Source organism: Rhodopirellula halodulae, from assembly GCF_020966775.1.
Taxonomy (GTDB): Bacteria; Planctomycetota; Planctomycetia; order Pirellulales; family Pirellulaceae; genus Rhodopirellula; species Rhodopirellula halodulae.
This window is the reverse complement of the sequence record NZ_JAJKFV010000002.1, coordinates 41078-64698: the sequence shown is the minus strand read 5'-3', so window position 1 is coordinate 64698 and position 23621 is coordinate 41078. Positions and strand designations below refer to the sequence as shown.

19 protein-coding genes and 1 tRNA gene are annotated in these 23621 nt (G+C 57.3%); 11 read left to right on the top strand and 9 right to left on the bottom strand.

Going from position 1 to position 23621, the window contains the following annotated elements:
• The 6 genes from bioB to LOC70_RS00855 all read left to right on the top strand — a co-directional run bounded on the left by bioB (position 1) and on the right by LOC70_RS00855 (position 5729).
• A complete protein-coding gene (gene bioB / locus LOC70_RS00880; RefSeq protein ID WP_230251373.1) occupies positions 1-1065 on the top strand; it encodes a biotin synthase BioB in 1065 nt (354 codons plus the stop codon).
• Between the two features lies 1 nt (position 1066).
• On the top strand, positions 1067-1891 hold the full coding sequence (locus LOC70_RS00875) for an SDR family NAD(P)-dependent oxidoreductase (protein ID WP_230251372.1): 825 nt from the start codon (positions 1067-1069) through the stop codon (positions 1889-1891).
• A 67-nt stretch (positions 1892-1958) separates the two neighbouring features.
• On the top strand, positions 1959-2435 hold the full coding sequence (gene rnhA / locus LOC70_RS00870; protein ID WP_255715097.1) for a ribonuclease HI: 477 nt from the start codon (positions 1959-1961) through the stop codon (positions 2433-2435).
• 157 nt (positions 2436-2592) lie between these two features.
• Positions 2593-4161 (top strand): phytoene desaturase, encoded by a 1569-nt coding sequence (locus LOC70_RS00865; RefSeq protein ID WP_230251370.1) that lies wholly within the window; start codon positions 2593-2595, stop codon positions 4159-4161.
• A gap of 174 nt (positions 4162-4335) precedes the next feature.
• On the top strand, positions 4336-5109 hold the full coding sequence (locus LOC70_RS00860; protein ID WP_230251369.1) for a class I SAM-dependent methyltransferase: 774 nt from the start codon (positions 4336-4338) through the stop codon (positions 5107-5109).
• Entirely contained in the window at positions 5103-5729 is a 627-nt protein-coding gene (locus tag LOC70_RS00855) for a hypothetical protein (protein ID WP_230251368.1), read from the top strand. The genes LOC70_RS00860 and LOC70_RS00855 overlap by 7 nt, the downstream gene beginning before the upstream one ends.
• Before the next feature lie 399 nt (positions 5730-6128).
• Here the strand turns inward: LOC70_RS00855 and LOC70_RS00850 are convergent, their stop codons facing one another.
• From LOC70_RS00850 to LOC70_RS00815, 8 genes are all read right to left on the bottom strand, one after another.
• The gene (locus LOC70_RS00850; protein ID WP_230251367.1) at positions 6129-6674 is read right to left on the bottom strand and encodes a hypothetical protein; all 546 of its coding nucleotides are present in this window, start codon (positions 6672-6674) and stop codon (positions 6129-6131) included.
• On the bottom strand, positions 6671-7462 hold the full coding sequence (locus LOC70_RS00845; RefSeq protein ID WP_230251366.1) for a hypothetical protein: 792 nt from the start codon (positions 7460-7462) through the stop codon (positions 6671-6673). Before LOC70_RS00845 ends, LOC70_RS00850 begins: the two co-directional genes overlap by 4 nt.
• Positions 7463-7598: 136 nt before the next feature.
• The gene (locus LOC70_RS00840) at positions 7599-8018 is read right to left on the bottom strand and encodes a hypothetical protein (RefSeq protein ID WP_230251365.1); all 420 of its coding nucleotides are present in this window, start codon (positions 8016-8018) and stop codon (positions 7599-7601) included.
• 529 nt (positions 8019-8547) lie between these two features.
• Positions 8548-9423: a hypothetical protein gene (locus LOC70_RS00835; RefSeq protein WP_230251364.1), complete on the bottom strand. Its 876-nt coding sequence runs from the start codon at positions 9421-9423 to the stop codon at positions 8548-8550.
• Between the two features lie 215 nt (positions 9424-9638).
• Positions 9639-9712, bottom strand: a tRNA-Arg gene (locus LOC70_RS00830).
• 62 nt (positions 9713-9774) lie between these two features.
• A complete protein-coding gene (locus tag LOC70_RS00825; RefSeq protein WP_230251879.1) occupies positions 9775-11157 on the bottom strand; it encodes a glycerate kinase type-2 family protein in 1383 nt (460 codons plus the stop codon).
• 41 nt (positions 11158-11198) lie between these two features.
• A complete protein-coding gene (locus tag LOC70_RS00820) occupies positions 11199-11792 on the bottom strand; it encodes a thioredoxin family protein (protein WP_230251363.1) in 594 nt (197 codons plus the stop codon).
• A 60-nt stretch (positions 11793-11852) separates the two neighbouring features.
• A complete protein-coding gene (locus LOC70_RS00815; protein ID WP_230251362.1) occupies positions 11853-12674 on the bottom strand; it encodes an enoyl-ACP reductase FabI in 822 nt (273 codons plus the stop codon).
• A gap of 211 nt (positions 12675-12885) precedes the next feature.
• Here LOC70_RS00815 and LOC70_RS00810 point away from each other — a divergent pair, with 211 nt between their 5' ends.
• The 5 genes from LOC70_RS00810 (at position 12886) to LOC70_RS00790 (ending at position 21882) form a co-directional block, all read left to right on the top strand.
• Entirely contained in the window at positions 12886-14805 is a 1920-nt protein-coding gene (locus tag LOC70_RS00810) for a sigma-54-dependent Fis family transcriptional regulator (RefSeq protein ID WP_230251361.1), read from the top strand.
• Between the two features lie 151 nt (positions 14806-14956).
• Entirely contained in the window at positions 14957-15733 is a 777-nt protein-coding gene (locus LOC70_RS00805) for an alpha/beta hydrolase (protein ID WP_230251360.1), read from the top strand.
• A complete protein-coding gene (locus LOC70_RS00800; protein WP_230251359.1) occupies positions 15730-18324 on the top strand; it encodes a BatA domain-containing protein in 2595 nt (864 codons plus the stop codon). Before LOC70_RS00805 ends, LOC70_RS00800 begins: the two co-directional genes overlap by 4 nt.
• Positions 18321-20654 (top strand): glutamine amidotransferase, encoded by a 2334-nt coding sequence (locus tag LOC70_RS00795; protein ID WP_230251358.1) that lies wholly within the window; start codon positions 18321-18323, stop codon positions 20652-20654. The genes LOC70_RS00800 and LOC70_RS00795 overlap by 4 nt, the downstream gene beginning before the upstream one ends.
• Before the next feature lie 67 nt (positions 20655-20721).
• On the top strand, positions 20722-21882 hold the full coding sequence (locus LOC70_RS00790) for an iron-containing alcohol dehydrogenase (RefSeq protein WP_230251357.1): 1161 nt from the start codon (positions 20722-20724) through the stop codon (positions 21880-21882).
• 46 nt (positions 21883-21928) lie between these two features.
• On the opposite strand, the gene LOC70_RS00785 is transcribed toward LOC70_RS00790, so the two are convergent.
• Complete coding sequence (locus LOC70_RS00785) at positions 21929-23536, bottom strand: DUF1598 domain-containing protein (protein WP_230251356.1); 1608 nt, start codon at positions 23534-23536, stop codon at positions 21929-21931.
• Positions 23537-23621 lie beyond the last annotated feature (85 nt).

Sequence of the window (23621 nt, the reverse complement as noted above, 5' to 3'; positions counted from 1 at the left end):
ATGAGCGTTGCTGACTCCAGTGCTGCTGATTCCGTTGTTGCCCCGGCTGCCAAAGCCGGTGAGTTCTCTCCTCCGGGATACTACGACGCGCTGGCTCAACAAGTCCTCGATGGCACCCCGATCACTCGCGAGCAAGCGTTGGCGATGCTGGAGGCGTCTGATTTGGATGTGCCCGCGATTCTGTCGGCGGGCTATCGGATCCGGCATCAACACTTTGGCAATAGCGTTCAGTTGTATTTCTTGATGAATGCCAAGAGTGGTCTTTGTCCCGAGGATTGCCACTACTGCAGCCAGTCGAAGGTCTCCGACGCACCCATTCCGAAATACAACATCCTGAAACGCGATGCGTTGATGGAAGCCGCGAAGGTGGCCGCCGAACGAGGTGCGAAAACGTACTGTTTGGTGATCTCCGCACGGGGGCCCAACGAGCGTGAAATGAAAGCGGTGGAAACCATCGTTCCTGAAATCAAGCAGAAGTATGGATTGGATATCTGTGCTTGTTTGGGACTGCTGGATGAGTCGCAAGCACAGCGTTTGAAAGCTTGCGGCGTCGACCGCGTGAACCACAATTTGAACAGCAGCGAATCGCACTACGAAACGATCTGCACCACGCACACTTATCAAGACCGCGTGCAAACGCTGCGAAATGTTCGCGACGCGGGTATGGAGATGTGCAGCGGCGGCATCATCGGAATGGGCGAATCCAAAGAGGACATTGTCTCGATGGCGTTTGACCTGCGGGACTTGGGCGTGAAGTCCATTCCGGTGAACATTCTGAACGCGATCGACGGAACGCCGCTCGAGGGCACCGATGCGATGTCACCCCAAGACGCTTTGAAGTCACTCGCGATGTTCCGCTTTGTGAATCCCGATCGTGAACTGCGCATCGCGGGAGGTCGTGAACTGCACCTGCGTCAATTGCAACCGATGGGGCTGTACGTCGCGAACAGTGTCTTCGTCGGTGATTACCTGACGACGCAGGGGCAAGCTCCTCAAGCTGACTACGACATGATTCGTGACTTGGGTTTTGAAGTCACCGGATCGTGCGAAGAGGTCAGCGTCTGACGTGAGTAGCGGAACACGTCGCTCGCGATTGCAGGAAACGTTTGCAACCAATGATCCGGTGGCATTGGTCACCGGTAGTGGAGCACCCCGTGTCGGTCGCGTGATCGCCGAAGAGCTCTCGCGTCGCGGTTGTCATGTGGTGCTGCACGCCAACACCAGCACCGACGAGGCAAACGAAGCGGCCGCAACTTGGAAGGAGCGGTTCGGTCGTCGTGCGGCCGTTGTTCAGGGAACGTTGGAAGACGACGAGGCCTGTGACCGCATCGTCGACGAAGCCGCGGCTTGTTTCGGGCGGCTGGATATTTTGGTCAACAGCGCCGCGATCTGGACGCCGACTCCGCTGGCCGAAATCACCGGTGACGAGATCCGTCGCTACTTTCAGATCAACTCGGTTGCCTCGCTGCTGTGCGCTCGTGCGGCGGGGCGTCACATGACATCGCAACCCAGCGGCGGATGCATCATCAACTTGGGTGATTGGGCGACGGTGCGACCCTACGCTGACCACGCGGCGTACTTCCCCAGCAAAGGTGCCATCGAGGTCATGACTCGGTCGTTGGCGGTAGAACTTGGCGCGATGAACTCCAACCTTCGAGTCAATTGTGTGCAGCCCGGTCCGGTGCTGTTGTCCGACGACGTGACGGAAGAAACCGTGGCCGAGTTGGCTCAGAGCACTTTGGTCGGCCGCGTCGGCACCCCAGACGATGTGGCTCACGCGGTCAGCTTTTTGTGCGAAAACACTTTCGTTACCGGAGTTTGTCTGCCGGTGGATGGTGGGCGTGGCATCTTTGCCCCCGACGGATTGCAGTTGGGACGCAACACCGGCTGAAAATTTTAACGGCAGCACCACTGGCAACACGATCCGAACGGAATCTCAAGGCACAGGCGGAACGACGATGACGCAATCAACTTCAGGCAAGGCATTGAAGCCGGTGGAGCTGTACACCGATGGTGCTTGCAGTGGAAACCCGGGCCCCGGCGGATGGGCGTTTGTGCTGCGTTGTCCTCGCACGTTGAAAGAGATCGAGCGATCGGGAGGCCAGCCGCACACCACCAACAATCAAATGGAATTGATGGCCGTGATTCGCGGGCTGGAAACGCTGAAAGAACCCTGTGCGGTGGAGCTGTACGCCGACAGCAACTACGTCGGTCAAGGCATCGCGAGTTGGATGGCGGGTTGGAAACGTCGCGGGTGGAAGCGAAAAGACGGTTCCAAGCTGGTTCCCGTCAAGAACGTCGAACTGTGGCAGGAACTCGATCAGCAGATGCAAACGCATCGTGTGACCTACCATCACGTCAAAGGCCACGCGGGTCACACCGAAAACGAACGTTGCGATCAGTTGGCGGTCGCTGCCTACCAGCAATATCTGTGACCCACGGCCCTGTCGCGATCGATGGCGTCAGCCCGATCGCAGGTGCAAATTGACCTGCCGTATCGGTGACACTGGTCAGACGCGTAAGATACCCAGTCCCGCAGCACCGTTTGGGCGTGCGGTTGAGTGGTCTTCACGGTTCGGTCGGTAGGTAGTCATGTCGCAGCGGAAAGTCGTCATTGTCGGGGCAGGCCCCGGTGGGTTGGCATCAGCCATGCAATTGGCGGCCGGTGGTTGCGATGTCACCATCCTGGAACGACGAAACCAAGTCGGCGGCAGGACCTCCGCGATCGAGATTGATGGATATCGGTTTGATTGTGGACCGACGTTCTTTTTGTACCCGCGCGTTTTGGATGAGATCTTTCATTCGACCGGGCACGATCTGATGGAAGAGGTGCCGATGGAGCGGTTGGATCCGCAATATCGGTTGACCTTCGGCGGGGGTGGCCAGCTGGATTGCACGCCGGACATGGATGAGATGGATCGCCAGATCGCCAAGATCTCACCCGAAGATGTCGGGCAACTCAAACGCTACATGGACGACAACCGTGTCAAACTCGAAAAGTTTCGTCCGATCCTGGAGTCGCCTTTCAACTCACCGATGGATTTGCTGAAGCCATCGTTGTTGGGGGCGGCGGCTCACGTGCATCCCATGCGAACGCTCGGTAAGGAGCTTCAGCGTTACTTCAAAGATCCGCGGCTGGTCATCGCTTTCGCGTTCCAATCAAAGTACCTGGGCATGTCGCCGTTTAACTGCCCCAGCTTGTTCAGCATTCTGTCGTTCCTCGAATACGAATACGGTGTCTTTCATCCGATCGGCGGGTGCAGCCGAGTCAGCGAACGAATGGCCGAGATTGCTCAGGACATGGGCGTGAAGATTCGGTTGGATGAACCCGTTGAGTCCATTGAAATGGAAGGTCGGCGTGTGCGAGCGTTGCACACCGGTCGCGATCGTTACGACGCGGACGCTTTTGTGGTCAACGCCGACTTTGCTCACTGGATGACACGAACCATTCCCAATTCGGTTCGTCGCCGTTGGTCCGACGAGAAAATTGCGAAGAAGAAATTTTCCTGCAGCACGTACATGTTGTATCTGGGTGTGGAAGGCTTGTACGAAGACCAACCGCATCATGGCATTCACATCAGCAAAGATTACGACCGAAATCTCCGTGAGATCGAAATCGATCACGTGCTCAGTCAGGATCCGTCGGTCTATGTGCAGAACGCCGGGGTGACCGATCCCAGTTTGGCACCATCCGGTCATAGCACGCTGTATATTTTGGCACCGGTCACCCACGAAACCGAAAACGTGGATTGGTCCAAGGAAGCTCCGCGTTTTAGGGAGACCACTTTGGACAAGCTCGAAGAGGTCGGCTTCGACGGCCTTCGTGATCGAATTCGGGTGGAGCATCAGATCACGCCGGATGAATGGCAATCGGACTACGCGATCTACAAGGGTGCGACGTTCAATCTGGCTCACAACTTGGGGCAAATGTTGCATCGACGGCCTCGCAACCGATTTGAAGAACTGGATGGCGTTTACTTGGTTGGCGGAGGAACCCACCCCGGCAGTGGTTTGCCCGTGATCTACGAATCCAGCCGCATCAGTTCTCGTTTGTTGCTGCAAGATTTGGGAATGGACACGCAATTCATTGAACAGTCGGCTCAAGGTGTCCCGCCGCGAATCCCGGCGTCGGCTCCGCTTCCCGAGCCAGCGATCGCCTGAATTGATCCTAATCGAGTTGGCGTTTTGATGCGTCATGCATCCGCAGGTTAGGCTGTGTGTCTTTGGAAAGGAACGCTCCAGTCTGCGATGCGTTCATCACCGAAGTTATCGCATTCCGGATTGCGTTCTTGCGAAGGGCATGAGTGATGCGAACGCCCTCAGGACTAGGATTCCATGAAAGACATCGCGGTTTACAACCGTGCGGCTTGGGACGCGCAGGTAACGAAGCGGAACCGATGGACGGTGCCTGTCTCCGTTGACGTGATTTCCAAAGCCCGAGCTGGAGATTGGCAGGTCGTGCTGACGCCAACCAAACCGGTTCCCATGTCTTGGTTTCCTGATCTTTCCGGTGCCGATCTGTTGGGCTTGGCGTCCGGTGGAGGTCAGCAAGCACCCGTGCTTGCGGCTGCGGGAGCGAAGGTGACGGTGCTCGACAACTCGCCCAATCAATTGGAGCAGGATCAGGTGGTCGCTCGTCGCGAGGGTCTTTCGATTCGCTCGGTGTTGGGGGACATGCGAGATCTGTCGTGCTTTGCCGACAACAGCTTTGACGTTGTTTTCAATCCTTGCTCGGTTTGCTTCGTACCTGATGTCCGATCAGTTTTTGAAGAAGTCAGTCGCGTTTTGCGGCCAGGAGGTCGGTTGTTGGCTGGCTTCGTTCATCCCATCCGATTCATGTTCGATGAAAATGATCTGGAGCAAGATAAGCTGACCGTCCGGCACCGTTTGCCGTATGCCGACGAAACGCATTTGAGTGCCGAAGAGCTGGACCAGTTACGAACAGATTCCGAACCGTTGTGTTTCAGCCACTCGTTGGAAGACCTGATCGGCGGGCAACTTCAAGCGGGGCTTCGATTGAAAGAGATCTTTGAAGACAAGTATTCCGATGATCTTTTGTCGCAATACAGCCCCACGTTCCTTGCAACCTTTGCGGAAAAACCATGGTGAATCAAGACGGTGATGTTGTGACCGATGGTGGAAAGAGTGTTGTGTGGATCGCACGCTGTCTTTCGGCCTTGCCATTGATCGCTTTGCTGGCTGTTCCTGCATCGGCGGATCCTCCTCGGGGCCGAGTGGTCATTCACTTGCTGGATCCACGTGGCGTGATCGCGGGTGATCACACGATGCCAACGGAATGGCAAAATTGCCGGGCTGATGTGATTGGGACTCGCTTGCTGAACCGCGACGAGACCAACCGGCTTCGCACGCTATTGCGTAAAGAATTGGCGGATGATGACAACGTCCCTTTCTGCGGTCACAGTCCGGCTTATGCGGTGGTTGTCACCGTTGGGGAGGACGCCAAGAAACGAGACGGTGGTGGTGCAGAGAAGACAGTGGTCACAGCGAAGACAAACACCGTCACGTTGTGCGGAACCTGCGGCACGTGGGCGCGAGGCGGAGAACTGCGGGCATTGCACGGCAACGAGTCACTGAACTATCTCGATCAACTCCTGCCACTTCCTGAAGTCTTCCGCCCGGTCGCCGGGAAACGTGCTCCACACTTGTCGCCCTTCACCAGTGGCGAACCCGCGCCCTTTGAGGACTTACCCGCCTCGTCCGACGAGTAAGTTCGCCGATTTCAATATCCAATCCACAATCCAATCAACATGCCGAGTTCGGGCGTTTGGTAAGGCGTGGCCCACCGGACTGATTGCGTCAAGAAATGTTGGCCAGGCAACAAAAGAGCGTGCGCGGAACCAGCAACGCGATTCGGTGTTCCCAAAAAGCCAATCGCGAGGCTCCACGAACCACGGGGGTTAACGCCAATACACCCGGCGGGATTCGAACCCACAACCTTCGGCTTTGAAGGCCTTTTTGGCGCGGTGCGAAAACCAAACGTTTTCCCGTAGCAACCTACGCTATCACCCGCTTTTCTCTGTCGCAAGGCGTTTCGTGCTGTCGCGTTGTTTGCGGTATTTGATATGAGCAAGACCTCCCAAAACGTTTGAGGTCAGACCGCCGGCGTTTCAATCACTCTCCGTTTCGTCTTGCTCCATGATTTCTAGGAGAGTGACTGGTTCCATCGGCAGCAAGCTTGCTTTCATGAACTGTTGAGCAACTTTGCAGCACCCGCCATCGTTTACGTAGAAATGCTGGACGCCGGCTGCTCTGAGGGAAGCGATAATTTTCACGTCAGCCATCAGCACTGGTCGGTCGACTTTGAGACGCATCGTCTGTTTGACAGCCTTCGCCTTTCCCGTCATTTCTGCAGCAAGCGTTGCGGCTCTAATGTTGAATTCTGCGAACGTACACAAAGACCGCAACTCAATGATCGTCTTGGCATGCGCCCTTGGATCGACTTTGACCAAGTACTCTCCGAGCGTGATTGTCGAGATGAAGATTTGCCAATCGTCTTGACGTAATCGTTTTAGTAGTCGTTGTGAAGCCGCACGGAGCTTTCTAGCTTCTTTCCTCGCTTGCTCGTCTATTAGCTTCCGTATATCCGCATCGGTCCTGGTCGAATAGATCAAAATGTTTGTGTCGATGCCGGCACGGGCCGTTGAATTCGTCATCGCAGGGAACGCAACTCAGCATCAACGTCTTGTACGTTGCTCCAGCCATCGCCACTTGCCTCTCGGATTCTTCCGAGAATGGACTCCACGGAGTCATCCGACTTCTTCTCAAGTTCGAACACCTCAAAATCGAGAAGCCACCACGTTCGCTGAAAATAAGTGCCGCGTCCGTAGAGAGTGACATAGGTGTACAAGCATTCGCCAAGTTCACGGCTCAAGTCTTGGTCTGGCACCTTGCAGTAAAGCAACTTTGAACGATCCGGAATCCTGATTCGGCACTTCCGCTCTTGAGCACCGCCGACGCCGACAAGGTAGCCCCGAATCGATGCGGTGTCGCGAACGATCACACTCGATTCGATTGCTGAATAGGTACCGCCATTGAAAACAACCACGGGACGAACCTCCTTCAGCTTCCTCGTCGAGACCTCACCAAGGTAAATTTCGACGGACCCCGCATCATACTTCCCGGCTATCAACGAAAGCTCTCTGATCGGACCAAGCATTTCAGCGTCGAGCTTTTCCGACATTGGGTTAGAAGCAGCCTCCCCAGCGTCAACGAGGTTCCGGTTCACATCATGCCCGTCGTCAATCAAACACGGGTACATCGCTGAACCGCGTTTCACGTCCAGGACGCGGACCTTGCTTGCTTCACTCTTGCTATCGCCGACAGCGAGGCGCATGACGGCAGAAGCGGCTTCGGACAACGTGCGGACCGGTATCGACTCAGGGTCGACACCGTCTCCCTTGATTCGAATCGTGAAACTTGCTGGTTTCTTCTTTCTGCTCATAACTCGATTCTACTTGAGCCCTCATGACACGTTTGGTCAAAATCGGCAGAGAATCTTACTACAATCCAGAGAAACCCGACATTTCGCTTGCCGATCAGTGTCCCGCTTTGCGGGAACCAAGCGGTTACTAGCCGCCCTAACACGCGAACAAACGCACCTCGCCGTCTTCGACACCATCACCCACCGGCGGGCCGGTGCAGTTGCATGGTTCGCGACAATCCTTCGTCTTCACCCACTCCTCGGTGGATGCGTTGCAGGTGTATTCGCAATCGTCCTCGTCGTACGGCGGTTCGGGACACTCTTCGACCGGGATGCTGACTTGGTTCGGCGGTCCGAAGGAGCGTGTCGCGATCGGCGTGATTCCGATGTTGATCGAATCCCCGGCATCCTCGACGTAGGTGACCACGTTGATCGAACTGGTTTTTGGATAGGTTGCTGCCAACTGCGGCTGTGAGTGGCATAGGAACACCTTGAACGACTGCTTGTTGTAAACCATACCACACCCGACAAATTCGATGTACACGTGGGCCAACACCTTCATCTCGGGTTCACCCACCAATCGTCATTTCGATTGGGATGTGTAAGAATCAATGCGGACTTGGTGGACTTCGCTTGCGGGACTTTCCACGTTGCCGAGGGGGGAGATGTCGATGTCAACTTGGTTTTTATGCAGTGGATGCTGAAGCGAGTCCTGGATGCGCAGAGATTCATTGATTTCGCGACGCATCATCGACGGCGGCCCCGTTCGGGGCGGCCTAGTGATGTCCGCCAACGTTCTCGGGGCTTCCACCCCGAGCTAGTGAAGTTGGCCCCGTCCGGGGCGAAGTTGTGAGAAATGCTTCGCAGGTGCCTCCCGAAACTGCACCGGAGCAATCGAGCTCATGGTCGATGCGAACGGGAATCCAAAGATTGAATTTCTCAGGATCCCCAGCCACGACCACTTCTCCTTCATCGCCCCGCTCGTGGAGATCATCGCTGACGAAATTGTCGCCGGGCAGATCAATCTCGACCGACAATCGCTCTTGAATTTGCGATGGCGTTGATATCATCACCAGTCCCGGCCCTCGCTGTGATGACAATTAAATTCATTCTGGCTCTGGTTGTAGGCCGTGTTTCTTCGCAAATTCGATCAAGCCCGGGGCCAGTGAAGCGGTTGTTCCTGAGAGTATGTCAGCCCAATCGTCGATCGGATCCATCGCGTCTTTGAGTTCATTTCGACTTTGGTAGTCGCCTCGCTTCGCTCGGTTGACGATGCTGTCGTAGTGGCGTTGCAATCTGCTTGCCAATTGATTGGCCTCTTTGATCTCCGGGGCAGTTGCTGCTTCCGCCAAGTGTTCGTGGATAAGTTCGATGGGGATTAGATACTCGAACTCGCAATTGACGTTTTGGCGATTGTCACTTTCCTCACCAGGGGCATGAGCATTCACCAATTTCACCGGTTCGTTCGTGTCTTGCCAATCCGAGGAACCAATAACGAGATTTGTCAGTTCTCCGAATGGGCGAAACAGATACCAACGATCCGAACGTCGGATCGCTAGGAAAGATCGCACGTTGTGAATGTGCTTTTCCTCATGGTAGCTCTTCTCGGTTGTGAGTACCGTGAACACAACGCGTTTGTCATCAACCAATCGCTTTTCCAACTGTTTGATGCTTCGGATGCGAACGAGATCTCGGAGTGTGAAATGGAATAGCTGTCCTCCGAGGAATTTTTTGTCCTCTCCAAACGCCCACGTTTCTAAGAAGTAAGAATCAATGGCGCATCGTTCGATGGCAATGCTGGGCAGTAACAAGGGACGAATCGCAGGGTCGACCAACAGCATTGCGGCCTGATCGTCCCCGGCATTGGAGGCGGCAATCATCGCCTTCAGGGCTGCCTCGGCAGAGTCCGCCCCGTCCAGCAATTCGACCACGTCTGCAGGAGCAGAAGGTTCATCAGCCAGTGACTTGAAGGAGTCACACATCAGAACCATGAGAGCAAACACGAACAGTCTGCAGGAAAAGAAATGTGATCGCATGATCGGTGTGCCCCTCACTGGAAAGAAGATGCGTTGAGTCGCATGGGGCGGTCGCACCATGGTCATCACGACATCGAATGGTTGGCGCCGCGCCGATTGCGGAGCCATTTCAAATCGTCCGTGCGAAGTGGAAGCATGAGACCGAGAGGTTTTGGATCGAGTACACCCGGCGGGATTCGAACCCACAACCTTCGGCTTCGGAGGCCGATGCGCTATCCAGTTGTGCCACGGGTGCTTGTGCTTGTTCAGCACGCTTCTGATTGTGGCGGATGGGAGCGGTGGGGAATAGGTGGTTGATTAGGAGGCTGACGGCGTGTGGCGGCGGTGTTGAGGGTGATCGACGAGGGCGATGCGTAGGTCGCAGACGTTGGTTCCAGTGGGGCCGGTCAGCAGCAGGCCTCCCACGCGTCGCAGGAAGCCATGGGAGTCGTTGCGTCGGAGCGTGTCGTGAACGTCCAAGTTTTGTTCTTGGATGCGTCGATGGATCTCCCCGTTGACCATGCCGCCCGCCGCTTCGCTGGGGCCATCTTCTCCGTCCGTGCCGCCGGACAGAATTGCCAGACGCGACCATTGGTCGTCGGTCAAACCGATCTCGAGCAATCTGGCGTAGGCCGCCAGGACCAGTTGCCCATTGCGACCGCCGACGCCTCGGATGGATGCGTCGGCCAATGAAACCGTGGGTTCGCCACCGCTGAGCAAGGCATCCTGCCGGTGGACGTTGGGGGCCGCCATGAGCATGGCGTGAGTGAGGTCGGCCAAGTGTCGCCCCGCGACTTCCGCGTCGCCTTCGGATTCGCGGTGGCAGTGCATGACATGGTTGTAGCCTCTTGCTTCGGCTTCGATGCCCGCCGCGTCAACTGCGACCGCGTTGTTGCCCAACACGATCGTCTGGTGGTGGTCTTCGTCGGCGGTGGTGGCGATGGGATGGTCTGCTGCGTGTCGAAGGCGATTCCAAATGGATGAAGGCAGTTGTTGTTCGGGATCAAAACGCTGCAGGACGGACAGGGCGTCTTGTGGTGTGGAGCGATCGGGGACGGTGGGACCGGAAGCGATCAGGTCCAGCGGGTCGCCGAGGACGTCCGACAGCACGAGCGTCAGCAGTTGTGCATGGCGATTGGCGCGAAGCAGTCCTCCTCCTTTGACGTCGCTGAGGTGTTTGCGAACGGTGTTGAGGGCCACGATGTCGGCACCGTGCGAGCTGAGCCAGCGCGTGACGGTGAGTTTGTCCGTCAATGAAATGCCGGGCGATGGCCGACAAAGGAGAGCGCTGCCGCCACCGGAGATCAGCCCAATCACCAGATCACGTGGACCCGCGTTGCTGACCAGTTCGAGGATTCGATCCGTGCCTTGGATCGCGGCTTCGGTCGGTTCGTTGACGCCGGCAGGCCGGGCTTCTTGAATTGTGATGCCTGGCAAATCGCGAAAGCAGCCTTCGGGCACATTGACGTGTCCGATGACCGGCATCGGTTGGCCAGTCAGGGTCGGCAATTGTGACTGGATGAACTGCGACAGACCCGCGGCCATTGCGGCGGATGCTTTGCCAGCCCCAATGACCACCAAACGGTCGAATGAATCGCGTGGGATGGCAAGGTCGCCGACCCAGAGATGTGTGGCGTCGGCGGACAGCGAGTTCAGCAGCAGGCGGTCACCCAGTACCGCATCGACGCCGCGAGCGAACATGGCTCGGGCGTCGTCAATCAGCGGTCCGTGAGCGTGCTGGTTCACGCGGTGCCGTTGGGGTCGAAGTAGGTCGGCTCGTTGCCTTCTTTCCATTTGATGTTGCAGCCGATCGAAGGACGTTGGTCCTCCTTGGGTGATCGTCCGGCGATGGTTTCGTCCAAAGCGGCTCGCAAATCGCTTCCGGTCACGGGCAAGTCCGACCCGGGGCGGCTGGCGTCGAGTTGGCCGCGGTAGGTCAGTTTGTGGTCGGCATCGAAGAGGAAAAAGTCGGGGGTGCAAGCGGCTCCGTAAGCGATGGCGACCGATTGGTCTTCGTCCAAGGCATAGGGAAACGCGTAGCCGCGAGATTCCTTTTCCGCCTTCATCGCGTCGAAGTTGTCATCGGGATATTTCTCGATGTCGTTGCTGCTGATCCCAACCACGCCGACACCGTGCTGCATGTACTCGTCGCTGAGAAGCTTGAGTTGCTCGGCTACGTGTTTGACGTAGGGGCAGTGATTGCAAAGGAAGATCACCAGCAGGGCTTTGTGATCTTTGAAATCAGCGAGCGAAACCGTGCCGCCGTCGGTCTCGGGAAGCGAAAAGTCGGGGGCAGCGGTGCCCAGCGGCATCATTGTGGAAGCGGTGCGAACCATGGGGAGTTTTGGGAGGGCTGAGGGCTGAGGGCTGAGGGCTGAGGGCTGAGGGCTGAGGAGCTACTGGTGCTTTTTGATTTCGTCGAGGAGGCGGCCGGGACTGCCCATGGCGTGGTAGCCACCGTCGACGTGCAGGATTTCGCCGCTGATGCCGCTGCTGGCGTCACTCAGCAGAAATGCACCGGACTGGCCGACTTCCTCGTGAGTCACATTTCGGCCCATGGGAGCCATGTGTTCGTACATCGTCAGCATTTCTTCCACGCCCGCGGCACGACCGGCCAGGGTTCGAATGGGGCCGGCCGACAGAGCATTGACGCGGACGTTGCGGGCACCCATGTCGAATGCCAGGTACCGCATCGAGGCTTCCAGAGCGGCTTTGCAGACGCCCATCACGTTGTAACCCGGCACGCATTTTTCGCCGCCGTAGTAGGTCATGGTCAGCACGGCACCGCCGGGGTTCATGATCTTTTCAGCGGCGGCGGTGACGGCCAGCAGCGAATAGACGCTGGATTCCATCGCCAATTTGAATCCAGATCGCGACGTGTGCATCGTTTCTCGGCCCAGATCGTCACGGTCGGCGAAGGCGATCGAGTGGAGCAAAAAGTCGATTTTTCCGAACGTTTTCTCGGTGTGTTCGAAAACGGTGCGGATGTCGTCGTCGTTATTCGCGTCCATAGGTAGCAAAAATGCGGCGCCATCTTCGGGGTCTGTCAATTTGGCAACCCGGCGTCGGTTTCGCTGTTTTTCATCGTCTTCTCGGTCAGGAAGGTGCGTGAAACCGCAGGTGCCGCCTTGTTGCAAGATCTGTTGTGCGATCGCCCATGCGATCGAGTGGTCGTTAGCGACCCCAATGATCAAACCCTTTTTTCCTTCAAATTGCATCTTCAACCTTTTCGGCTTGGTTCTGTTTTTTACTGTCCAGCGGTGAACATCATCGCGGTGGTTTCCGTGACCGACAAGCCGACGTTCTCTCTGGGAAATCAGACGAGTGATTGGTTACTCATCCCCTCATGTTGTCAAATCGCGTTCTGCCATGGATCGGTCGCATTCGGTTTTGCCTTCGGTTCGCGCTTCTGCCAAGCCGGAGGATGTCATGACATCTGCTGACTCGTTGTCGTCGTTCATGCCCGTTTTGCTGGGGTTGGTCGGGCAGAACGCGACTTTGCGCGGCGGTGTCGTGGAGCAGAACCGAGACCGATGGCAGACCGCTTTTTGGACCGGGGATGCTTGGGACGAGGCGGAGTCGCTGGCCAGCCAGGCCGTTGCGGACGACGAATGGGTTCAGTCGGGCAATTTTGCTGCTCTCGGCGTGGACGCTCTGGTGCAACCTGACGCGACTGCTTCCGCCGGCGAACCCGAGTCGGATGTGCTGCCCGGCGTTGGCAGCGAAGCGATCGTGTTGTCGATCAATGAGCAGCCCGCCGATCAAGCCACGCTGCGAATGTTGGCATCCGTGTTGGGGCGATACCTGTCGCTACAACGGTCTCATCAAAACGACACGCGTCGGTTGTGGCAGACGACTCAAATGCTGCAGCACGCGGCGGCTTGGCAGCAACTGGATGATGACGCATCGCTACTGAATTCGATGGCCAACTGTGCCTGTGAAGTGTTGAATTGCGAACGAGCCACCATCTTTTTGTGGGACAAACGAACGAAGAAGTTGATTGGCCGACCCGCGATCGGAATTGAAAGCGGCGTGTTGGAGGTGGAGGACAACGCGGGCATTGTCGGCGAAGCATTGCAAAGCAAGAGCCCGCGCTGGTGGTCAGCCGGCGGCACCGATGAAGGACGTGTGAACCGGCGGATCGACCGGGCCCAAAACTTCACGACGCGTTCGTTGCTCGCGGTCCCGATGGTCAATTCGCGAGATCAAGTGATCGGCGTGTTCGAAGCCATCAACGCGGATCCCGGAGATCATCGGAACGAGAGCTTTGATGCGGCGGACGTGCGAACGTTGAGCGAACTGGCAATGCACGCGGCGCTCGCCATCGAGTCCTATCGCACCCGAGTGGATTTGACCGAGACACGCGATCGGTTGGTGGAACAAGCGGCTCAATCGAAACCACTGATCGGCAGCCATCATTCGATGGAAGAGATTCGCCGTAACGCAACCAAGGTGGCTCCCACGGATCTCAGTGTCTTGGTGTTGGGAAGCAATGGGACCGGCAAAGAAGTCTTGGCCCAACACATTCACTATCAAAGCGAACGTCGCAACGGCCCTTTTGTCGCGGTCAACTGCGCGGCGCTGGTGGAAACTTTGCTCGAGAGCGAACTGTTCGGGCATGAGAAAGGCGCCTTCACCGATGCGTCGGACACTCGCGTCGGCAAATTCGAACTGGCCAGCGGCGGCACATTGTTCCTGGATGAAGTCGGGGACATGAGTGCCGGCGGGCAAGCCAAGTTGCTGCGAGTCCTGGAAGAAAAAGTCGTTGTTCGCGTGGGAGGATCGCAACCCATCCCGGTGGATGTTCGAGTGATCGCCGCCACGAATCAACCGTTGCAACAGTTGATCGAAGCCAAGAAATTCCGTGAGGATTTGTTTTTCCGTCTGAACGTGGTGTCACTGACGTTGCCATCGTTGTCGCAACGTGGCGACGATGTGATGGAGCTGGCCAACCATTTCCTTGAGGATTTCTGTCGCCAGATTGGGCGTACGATGCCGACGTTTTCGGAAGATGCTCGGCGAGCGATGTTGTCCCATGATTGGCCAGGCAATGTGCGGGAGCTGCGTAATACGATCGAGCGTGTTTGTTACCTGACTTCAGGCGATGTGATTCGATCCGAAGACTTGATGATGACTCCGTCCGTGAATCGTCCATCGGCGGACACGGGTTGGGCGGAAGACGCGGACGGAAATTTGAATCATGCCACGCGAGCGTTTCAAATTCAGCACATCGAACGGTTGATCGCTTCGTGCGGCGGCAACATGACCGAAGCGGCTGGCAAGCTGGGGCTGCACCGTTCCAATCTCTACCGAAAAATGCGACAGCTCGGCATGCCCACTTCCAACTGACGGGCGATTGCGGCAACGGCGACGTTTGGCATCCGGGGTTCATTTGGCTGGAATGATCGTTTGAATGGCATGTCAGAGCGGCTTTCGATCGCTTGATTGCGAACGAAACCTGGGCTGACTCATCCAGTGCCAAAGCACTATCTTGGGAGACATGAATACTCCCAAACAAACTTTTCATGCAAACTCGTTGGGTGAGTTGGCTTGCACCGTGGTCGACGGTTCGGATGCACCCACGTTGCCGGTGATTTTGTGTCATGGATACGGTGCCCCCGGCGATGATCTGGTCGGGCTGACGGATTATCTGTTTCAGAAGCTCGGGCCGGTGGGCACGTCGGTCCGTTTCGTCTTTCCCGTGGCACCGGGTGATTTGGCGGATCAAGGCATGCCCGGCGGCCGCGCGTGGTGGCCTCTGAACATGGCGTCTTTGCAACAGCTACTGCAGACGTCTCAGTTCGAACAATTGCATGACCAGACACCACCCGGAATTGACGACGCGAGTCAGAAACTGACTTCCACGGTTCGAGCGGTGTTGGAATCGATGCCCAATGCGAAAGCCAACGCGCAGGTGCCGTATGTGCTGGGCGGTTTTTCGCAAGGTGCGATGGTCACGATGAATGTGGCGCTGACCAGCGAGCTGCCTCCTCCTGAAATTTTGGTTCAGTTCTCCGGAACATTGGTGTGTGGCCCGCAATGGATCGAAGCCGCATCGAAAAAGGGCAAGGCTCGGTTGGCGTCGACTCGCGTGTTGCAATCGCACGGCACGATGGATTCGATCCTGCCATTTTCCAGTGCGGCGACGTTGGCCGATACACTGAACGAAGAAGCCGCTGAGTGGGAGTTCCGGCCCTTCCAAGGACCGCACACGATTGAAGCCGGCACGTTGGATCAGTTGGCTAAATGGATTCTTGAACTGACGGACGGGCAGTGACGTTTTTCAACGCAACGCTGATCTTCGGGACGCTGGCCGCGGTGGTACCGATCGCGTTGCACATGTTGGCCAAACGTGAACCGCAGCGGGTGGTGTTCCCCGGCGTGCAGTTTCTGCGTCCCAAACTGACCACGCAACGCAGCCAGTTGCAGGTTCGCCGGTGGTGGCTGTTGGCATTGCGAATCTTGGCGGTGATGGCACTCGCGTTGGCGCTCGCGCGGCCGCACATTGCCTCGGCGGCCGCATCCACTTGGTGGACGATCGGTTTGGTTGGTGCGACCGGGGTTGGTTTTCTGGTTTTGGCAAGCGTCGCGATCGCGAAAGGAATGGGGCGGTCGCTCGCGATTGGAATGGCAATCGCCGGGGTGGTTGCTCTGTTGGGTTCGATGTTGCTCGCGACGCGAGCGTGGGCCAATTCTGAGGACATCGATCTGGGACAAGAACAACCAGTGGCGATGGCGTTGTTGATTGACAATGGTCCATCCTCCGCCCGCCAAGCGTCGCCAAACAACAACTCCACGAGCACTGCAAACGGCGGCTCCTCCGATGCTGGGATGACTCGTTTGCGTCGGGCCATCGGCGAAGCCATCGCGGTGATGGATCGGCTCCCCGAAGGCAGTCGTTTAGTGGTGCTGGATCGTTCCGCGACTCCCGTTGGATTTTCATTGGATATCGCGTCGGCTCGCGTTCGGCTGTCACAGATTCAATCGCTTCCGAATCCGTTGCCAATGGATGAACGCATGCGATCGGCGGTGGAGTTGCTGCGTTCGAGTGATCTGCCTGGCAAGCAGTTGGTGGTGGTGTCGGACTGGAACGCTGAAACCTGGGCTCGTGATGGAGATTCAGCCGAAGCCTCTTGGGACGATGTCGCGGTCACTCTTTTGCAAATCGATGTTGCGGAGGAAGGTGCTGATTCCGCTGCTGATCGAGTCCCGCTGAATCGATTTTTGACGACGCCAAAGCTGGTCGACGCCGCGCCCGCTCCTCAGGTTCCCATTCCGGTTTCCATGTCGATCGGTGTGGAAGCAGGGTCAAACACTGGAGACGCACCGGCGGACTCGTTGAGCGTGACGGTGCAGATGAGTTTGTACGATCGCGATCCAACGCTGCCCGTGATTCGCGATGGTGAGGTCGTGTTGCCATCGCTGCGTCGCGTCGACCGAGCCTCGGTGCGTGTCAGTCCCGGTGCCCAAGCGGATGTGGTGATGACGCTTCCGCCATTGGAGTTGGGAATCCACCACGCGGTGATCGAGTTGATTGGCAACGACGGATTTGCGTGGGACGATCGACGCTATCTGACGATCCATCTTCCAACACCGCCACGCGTTTTGTTGGTCGGCGAAAACGTTGACGAACGCAATCTGCTGGGGGCGGCACTCACCGCGCCGCAGCCTCCGGACGATGATTCGGCTGGCATTCGAGTCGCCGGAATTAGTTACCAGGATCTGTCCGCCGTTGATTGGGATCTGTTGGATGCGGTGGTTCTGATCGACCCTCCTTTGCGGGTCGATGGTGAGTCGCAAAGGGTGCTTTCACACGAGAACCTGAGCCAGAACGCATGGCAGCAGGTGGTTGAATTGGCCGAGCGCGGCGGTGGTGCCTTGGTGTTGCTGGGGCCATCAATGGAAGTGGTGGGGGTCCCACGTCCGAAAGACCGGATAGACGCGGCCGACGAAAACGCCACGCGGCTGCCTGATATCGTGCGGTCTTGGCGAGTGCCTGAACCTGGCACGTTCTTGGATGTGCAGCAATCCTCTCACCCGGCGTTGCGAGCGTTGGAACAATTGGATGATGAGCCCGCCTGGAACGCGTTTCGTATTCATCGGTATTGGCAGTGCCGGCCCAAATCCAACTCGGGTTGGCAAATTCCGATGCAGTTTGCGGGAACCGAACATCCGGCGATGCTGACTCGGACAATCAAGACTTCCAATGACCAGTCGGATGGGCGTTTGCTGATCATGACCACGCCTCTGCCGGCGTTGGCCGCGGCGTCACGATCGTGGAACGAGTTGTTCAGCGGATCGGATCCTTGGCCTGCCTTCGTGACTTGGCGAAGCATGGTTCACTGGGCCACGGGAGTCACCGATTCGTCGCTGAATGCGTTAGTGGGAGCCGCCGTGGTCGTTCCGGATCAAGACCCCGCGATCATTGCGGGAAAAGAGCCTGTGTCGCAGGAAGCGGAGGCTTCGCGGGTTTTGGTGTTTCCGCCGGTGTCGACAACTGTGGGGGCGGGCGAGACCACTGACGTTGCGGAAGTGAGTCTTGGTGAACAACATGGAGTATTTGTAGGAAATGGCCGTCTCGGAACCACATTCTTACGTGGCCCGAATTACTGGGGAGGCTTTTCAACCAATCTGGATCCAGTCTGGTCCGTCGATGAACGTGCACAGCCGGCCGACATGGATCGGCGGTTCGGCAGTCAGCAATGGACGCCATCTTCATCGGGCAACGAATTGTCAATTCAGGGCCGGCTGGGTGGTTCGCCACCGGTCTCGTTGCATGGCCCGATGATGTTGTTGGCGGTGATCGTTTTCTTAGGAGAACAACTGCTGAGCAACCGCTTCTATCGCCGAGCGGGAGAAGCCATATGAGTTGGGGGCTGGATCCCATTTACGGTTCGCTGCCGATCGCGTTGACGCTGGTGGCGATCATCGTTGCAATGATGTTTGTCATCTTGCCGCCGGGGGTGAGCGGACGGCGACGTCAAATTTTGTTGACGCTGCGTGGTTTGGCATCGATTGCTTTGGTGCTCGTGTTGCTACGTCCGTCGCTGGTTCAGTCTGACAATCGCCCGGCTGCGGCCACGTTGGCGATTGCATTGGATACCTCGGCCAGCATGGAATTGTCGTCGGGCGAGGCCATGAATCGTTGGCAGCAACAAAAACAATCGGCGCAGAAACTGATTTCAGGTTTGTCGGGTTCGGATCAAGCGTTGCAAGTGGTAGTGATGGGCTTTGACGAAGCAGCCCAATCGATTCACGAGAGTGGCACCGAGCAACTGGCGACAATCGCCGATCGCATTGGGGAACAAGAACACACCGGCAGAGCGACCGATTTGGCTGCGCCCCTGACCTTGGCGATGGACCGCGGCAGGACCAGCCCGCTGGCGGGCGTGGTCCTGTTCAGCGACGGCACACAGATCGCAAACAGTCGCGAGGCGTCGGCCGACGTTCCTGCGGATCCGCAGCGTGAGGCGAGACTGCTTGGAGCGATGGGAGTACCGGTTTGGACGGTGCCATTGGGGCCACCGGATGAGGCTTCACGGCGAATTGATCTGTCGGTGGAGTCGTTGCCGGAAACGTTGCGGATGTTCACCGGCAATGAGTCTTTGGTCGCGTTCCAAGTTCGCTCGCGAGGTGTCGTGCAATCACCGGTGAAGGTGTCTCTGCGTTGGCTGGATGAGAACGGTCAAACGGCGACGGCCGCGAACCGAACGATCACACCTGACAAGATGGATCAAGTGACCTCGCTTGAGATACCAATCGTTGCACCCAAGCCTGGGCAGTACCGTTTGATTGCGGAAATGGAGACTCGGACGGGAGAAACGATCACGGACAACAATTCGCAGGTCGCCTTTGTTGATGTTCGTGAAGGTGGCGGCCGGGTGTTGTATTTGGAGGGAACACCGCGTTTGGAGCAGAAGGATTTGCGTTGGGCTCTCGGACAGTTCTTGGATCTTGAATTGACCTACCGGTGGATCCCTCGCGACACCGTGAATTCATGGCCGATCGATTTGGTGGATGATTTTTCGCCGGGACGCTACGACGTGATCATTTTGGGCGACTTGCATTCGGCGGCTCTCGGTGACGAGCAGTTGCAGCAGTTGTCTGAAGCGGTTGGCCAAGGCACGGCTTTGATCATGCTGGGTGGCGAACACACTTACAGTCGCGGCGGTTACGCGAATACGCCATTGGCGAATGTTTTACCGGTCCAACTGGACGATCGTTTGCGGCAACCGCCCGGTCCGCTGGATCCAGTCGAAGCAACGGTTCCGGATGCCATGCGATCTCCGGTGACAATGCAACCCGCGACATCGCATCCGATCACTTCGATCCAAGTCATGCAACGAGACCGCTTGGTTCGTTGGGAAGACTTGCCGGCAATGCCCGGGGTGAATCCGTGGCCATCGGTGAGAGTGGCTCCTGGCGTGCAGGTCCTGTTGCAGTCGCCGCGGCAAAAACCGTTGATGGTGATCGGCGAATACGGTCGAGGCCGTGTGGCTGCTTTGGCGTTCGATTCGACTTGGACATGGCGTCGTGCCGGGTTGGGTGACTTTCATCGACGGTTTTGGCGGCAGTTGATTTTGTGGTCGCTGGCGCGGGAGGAGGATGCTTCTTTATCGCTTCAGTTGCAGCTATCACCGCGAAGGTTCGTGGGAACGGAACAACCATCGTTCACGGCGACCGATCGAAGTGATGCTGAGTCGAACGGATCCAACCGGCAGTTAGCGGCGGAGGTGATCTTGGAGTCTGGAAAAACGATCCCCGTGCCCATCGGCGGCGCAGAAAACAGTGGGCGTCAGGCGGAGCGGATTTGGTCGGGTAAGTTGCCTGAGCTTCCACCGGGATTTCATCGACTGAGAGTTCGTTCCGAGGGGGCGAATGCCGAATCGCTGGAGCCGGCGGAAGTTGCGTTTCAGGTTTTGGACGACACGCGAGAGTTGACCACGTCGCAGACCGATCATTCGTTGCTGCGGCAGTTGGCCGATGCGACTTCCGGCGTGGGCGGCCGTGTTTACCAGCCCGAGGATGTGGACGCATTGGTGGAGACGATTCGTTCACGACGCACCGAATCCGTGCGGACCGTCATCGAAAAATTTCGCTTGGGTGACGGTCCACTCAGCGGATGGCTCATTTTTCTGTTGTTTGCCGGGGCTTTGTCCGTTGAATGGGCCCTGCGACGCCAGTGGGGTTTGGCGTGAGCGTTGAATTCGCTCAACTATTACGTCCCGCCACCCTTTTCCCGCCCCGCATCGAGGAAGTCTCCGTATGCAATCGTTTGATCTTCATCCACGAACTCGCATCGTGTTTGGACCGAACGTTTCCGATCAAATCAGCGAGCTGGCTCGTTCGATCGGAGGGGCACTCAGCCTCGGTCGACCTCGCGTGTTGGTGGTGTGCGATCCTGGCATCGTGGCGGCGGGCCATTTCGAGCGTTTGACTCGCTCACTTCGCGAAGGCGATTGGGAGGTTCAGGCCTTTCATGAGTTCGCGGAGAACCCCACTTCAGCCATGGTCGATGCGGGCGTTCAAGTTGCCGCGGAATTCCAGCCGGATTTGCTGATCGGGTTGGGCGGTGGAAGCAGCATGGATTGCGCCAAAGGAATCAACTTCGTCTACAGCTGCGGTGGCCGGATCCATGACTACCATGGCGTCGGAAAAGCCACCGCGGACATGTTGCCGATGATCGCCGTTCCGACGACAGCCGGGACAGGAAGCGAAGCCCAGAGTTTTGCTTTGATCAGCGATGCCGAAACGCATGTGAAGATGGCGTGTGGTGATCCCAAAGCCGCATGCCGAATCGCGGTCTTGGATCCTGTGTTGACGCTAACGCAGCCTCGCGGGGTCACCGCATTGACCGGAATCGATGCGATCTCGCATGCGGTCGAGACCTACGTCAGTCGCAAACGCAACGCGATGTCGATCACCTACAGTCGTCGGGCGTTTGGATTGCTCGGCCAGTCTTTCGTTCGTGTTCTGCAGACGCCCGATGATTTGGAAGCTCGTGCCGACATGCAATTGGGAGCATGCCTCGCCGGCATGGCCATCGAAACATCGATGTTGGGTGCCGCTCATGCCACCGCGAATCCGCTGACCGCGCGGCATGATGTGGTTCATGGTCAAGCGGTTGGATTGATGCTGCCGGCCGTGGTTCGATTCAATGGGACAAGTCATGCCGATTGGTACGCTGAGTTGCTTCGTGAAGTCGAACCCAACGTCAGTGTGGACGCGGCACCGGACCGTTTGGCCGAATTGATTCAGGCTTGGATGCGCGAAGCGGACCTGGCGACCAGCTTGGACGAGCTTTCCATTCCCACGTCCGACATCGGTCAGTTCGTTGACGATGCCCTTCAGCAGTGGACCGGCACATTCAATCCGATCGAACTCGATGAGGACTCCACCCGGTCACTCTATCGCGAAGTGTTCTAGCGAGAGTCGCAAATTCACTGATTCGACAAGTGAATTTCACTCACGATCAGTTGTCGAAGGCATTCCACCACCAACGATCGTCCGGACGCGACTCGGCGAGGGTTCGATACTCTCGCAAGCTGGCATGGGGTTGCATTTGCGTCGGCAGCAAGTCCGCAGGTTGAATGCTCACGCCACCGCTGGCCATGACCAATTGATGCATTTTATTGCGTTGACGATAGCGATGCATGACGGCGATGGATTCCACTTCCGTTGGCGTTGCCAACTGTGTCGATCGTTTTGATGCAAAATGCAGCAGGGCTCGTTGAAGAGTTTCGTGGTCGCTTGGTGCCGCGGTGTCGCTCGCATGTAGGAACCATAACTGTGCGACCGCGGTGGCTTGATAGACAGATTCCAATGCACCGTAGAGCGGGTACTTCGTTCGAATGGTCTGCCACTGTTGGTTGAAGTGATTCACGAACGCTTCGGTGGATGGATCAAGCACACGATTGCCGCGTTGGCCGCTCAGCAACGCCAATTCGTTTTCTCCGCTCAGTCGCAAAGGCGTTCCCGCCAATTGCCACACGTGATCGGAGTTCACTTTCTCGTGACGGACGTGCAGCGGTTGGCCCGTGAACCACAATCGAAGCAATAGGTCCGAAGGCGGCGAGTTGGCGGCGGTGGATCGAACGATTTCCAAGTAGTTCTTCACGCCGTCGGGCATGTCCGTTTCACCGAGAGCCAATCGCTTCATGTGGCGGTCCGCTTCGATCAGCAGCCAAGCAACCTCATGATTCGCGTGTGTTCCAAACACTCGGATGTCTTGACGACCCAGCGCCTCCGCCAGCGATTCCGCCGCGGTGCCTGTTGCGATGGCACCGGACACAATTTGTTGTCCAACCGCCGCTGCACGTTGCAGTCCTTCCGTGGTGGGATCGATCGTGCAACCAAACGGTTGTTGATTGCGAGCAGCGGACAACCCAACCGCCAAAGCCGTCAAGTTCACCGGCGGCAAACCGCTCTTGCGATCAATCCACCAACCGTCGACTTTCTCAAAGCCCCCGACCGTTCCAGCCAAGAGAATGTCGTCTTCGGTGATCAGCACCAAGGAGATCTTGGACAGGCCGCCGGCCATCGTCAGTGCATCGATGTTCGTGTTGTTTGGCGCGTCGGGCGTTGTTGGCCGCGGGGCGGCAGCAAGTGCTTGCATCCAACGTCGGACCGAAATGCATCGAATCTTGCAAGGCGACTTCCAGTCATCTGCACTCCAGCGGATTGAATCCGGACGAGATCGGGTGGCATCCAGCAGCAATGAGTTGGCTTGTTGTTGCCAGTCCACGTCTTTTGAGTCGTTGTCGGTTGCTGGTTCGTGTTCGCTCAGCAAGCCAGCGGGCGAGACAACGATCCCGGCGGGGTAAGGAGCCATCGTTCCCACGCCGCCCAAGGCTTCCCATGACTCGGGTTCCACCGTGGTTTGGATCAGTTGCATCAGTTGACTGAAATCCGCGAGCGATTGACCACCCGCTGCACCCGGATCAGCAATTGCTGGTTGAGTTCCATCGTCAATGATGGAAGCATCAAGGCTGTCTTGCGCGGCGGTGGGCACCACGGTGAGCATCAAGCAAACCACGAAAACCGCGAGGCGGCAGACGGGCGACGGATGGTGAACCAACATCGCGAATCCCCGAGAAGTCGTTGAGAAGAGAAGTGAACCATTTTAAAGGTAATGGTTCACAGACTCTCGAGGGGAGAAAATTTCT

Coding starts and splice junctions, on each gene's coding strand:
- LOC70_RS00855 (WP_230251368.1), top strand. CDS start 5,103: ATGGTGAATCAAGACGGTGATGTTGTGACCGATGGTGGAAAGAGTGTT.
- LOC70_RS00850 (WP_230251367.1), bottom strand. CDS start 6,674: ATGACGAATTCAACGGCCCGTGCCGGCATCGACACAAACATTTTGATC.
- LOC70_RS00785 (WP_230251356.1), bottom strand. CDS start 23,536: ATGTTGGTTCACCATCCGTCGCCCGTCTGCCGCCTCGCGGTTTTCGTG.
- LOC70_RS00790 (WP_230251357.1), top strand. CDS start 20,722: ATGCAATCGTTTGATCTTCATCCACGAACTCGCATCGTGTTTGGACCG.
- LOC70_RS00865 (WP_230251370.1), top strand. CDS start 2,593: ATGTCGCAGCGGAAAGTCGTCATTGTCGGGGCAGGCCCCGGTGGGTTG.
- LOC70_RS00825 (WP_230251879.1), bottom strand. CDS start 11,157: ATGTTCGCTCGCGGCGTCGATGCGGTACTGGGTGACCGCCTGCTGCTG.
- rnhA (WP_255715097.1), top strand. CDS start 1,959: ATGACGCAATCAACTTCAGGCAAGGCATTGAAGCCGGTGGAGCTGTAC.
- LOC70_RS00815 (WP_230251362.1), bottom strand. CDS start 12,674: ATGCAATTTGAAGGAAAAAAGGGTTTGATCATTGGGGTCGCTAACGAC.
- LOC70_RS00795 (WP_230251358.1), top strand. CDS start 18,321: ATGAGTTGGGGGCTGGATCCCATTTACGGTTCGCTGCCGATCGCGTTG.
- LOC70_RS00845 (WP_230251366.1), bottom strand. CDS start 7,462: ATGAGCAGAAAGAAGAAACCAGCAAGTTTCACGATTCGAATCAAGGGA.
- LOC70_RS00860 (WP_230251369.1), top strand. CDS start 4,336: ATGAAAGACATCGCGGTTTACAACCGTGCGGCTTGGGACGCGCAGGTA.
- LOC70_RS00820 (WP_230251363.1), bottom strand. CDS start 11,792: ATGGTTCGCACCGCTTCCACAATGATGCCGCTGGGCACCGCTGCCCCC.
- LOC70_RS00805 (WP_230251360.1), top strand. CDS start 14,957: ATGAATACTCCCAAACAAACTTTTCATGCAAACTCGTTGGGTGAGTTG.
- LOC70_RS00835 (WP_230251364.1), bottom strand. CDS start 9,423: ATGTGTGACTCCTTCAAGTCACTGGCTGATGAACCTTCTGCTCCTGCA.
- LOC70_RS00810 (WP_230251361.1), top strand. CDS start 12,886: ATGACATCTGCTGACTCGTTGTCGTCGTTCATGCCCGTTTTGCTGGGG.
- bioB (WP_230251373.1), top strand. CDS start 1: ATGAGCGTTGCTGACTCCAGTGCTGCTGATTCCGTTGTTGCCCCGGCT.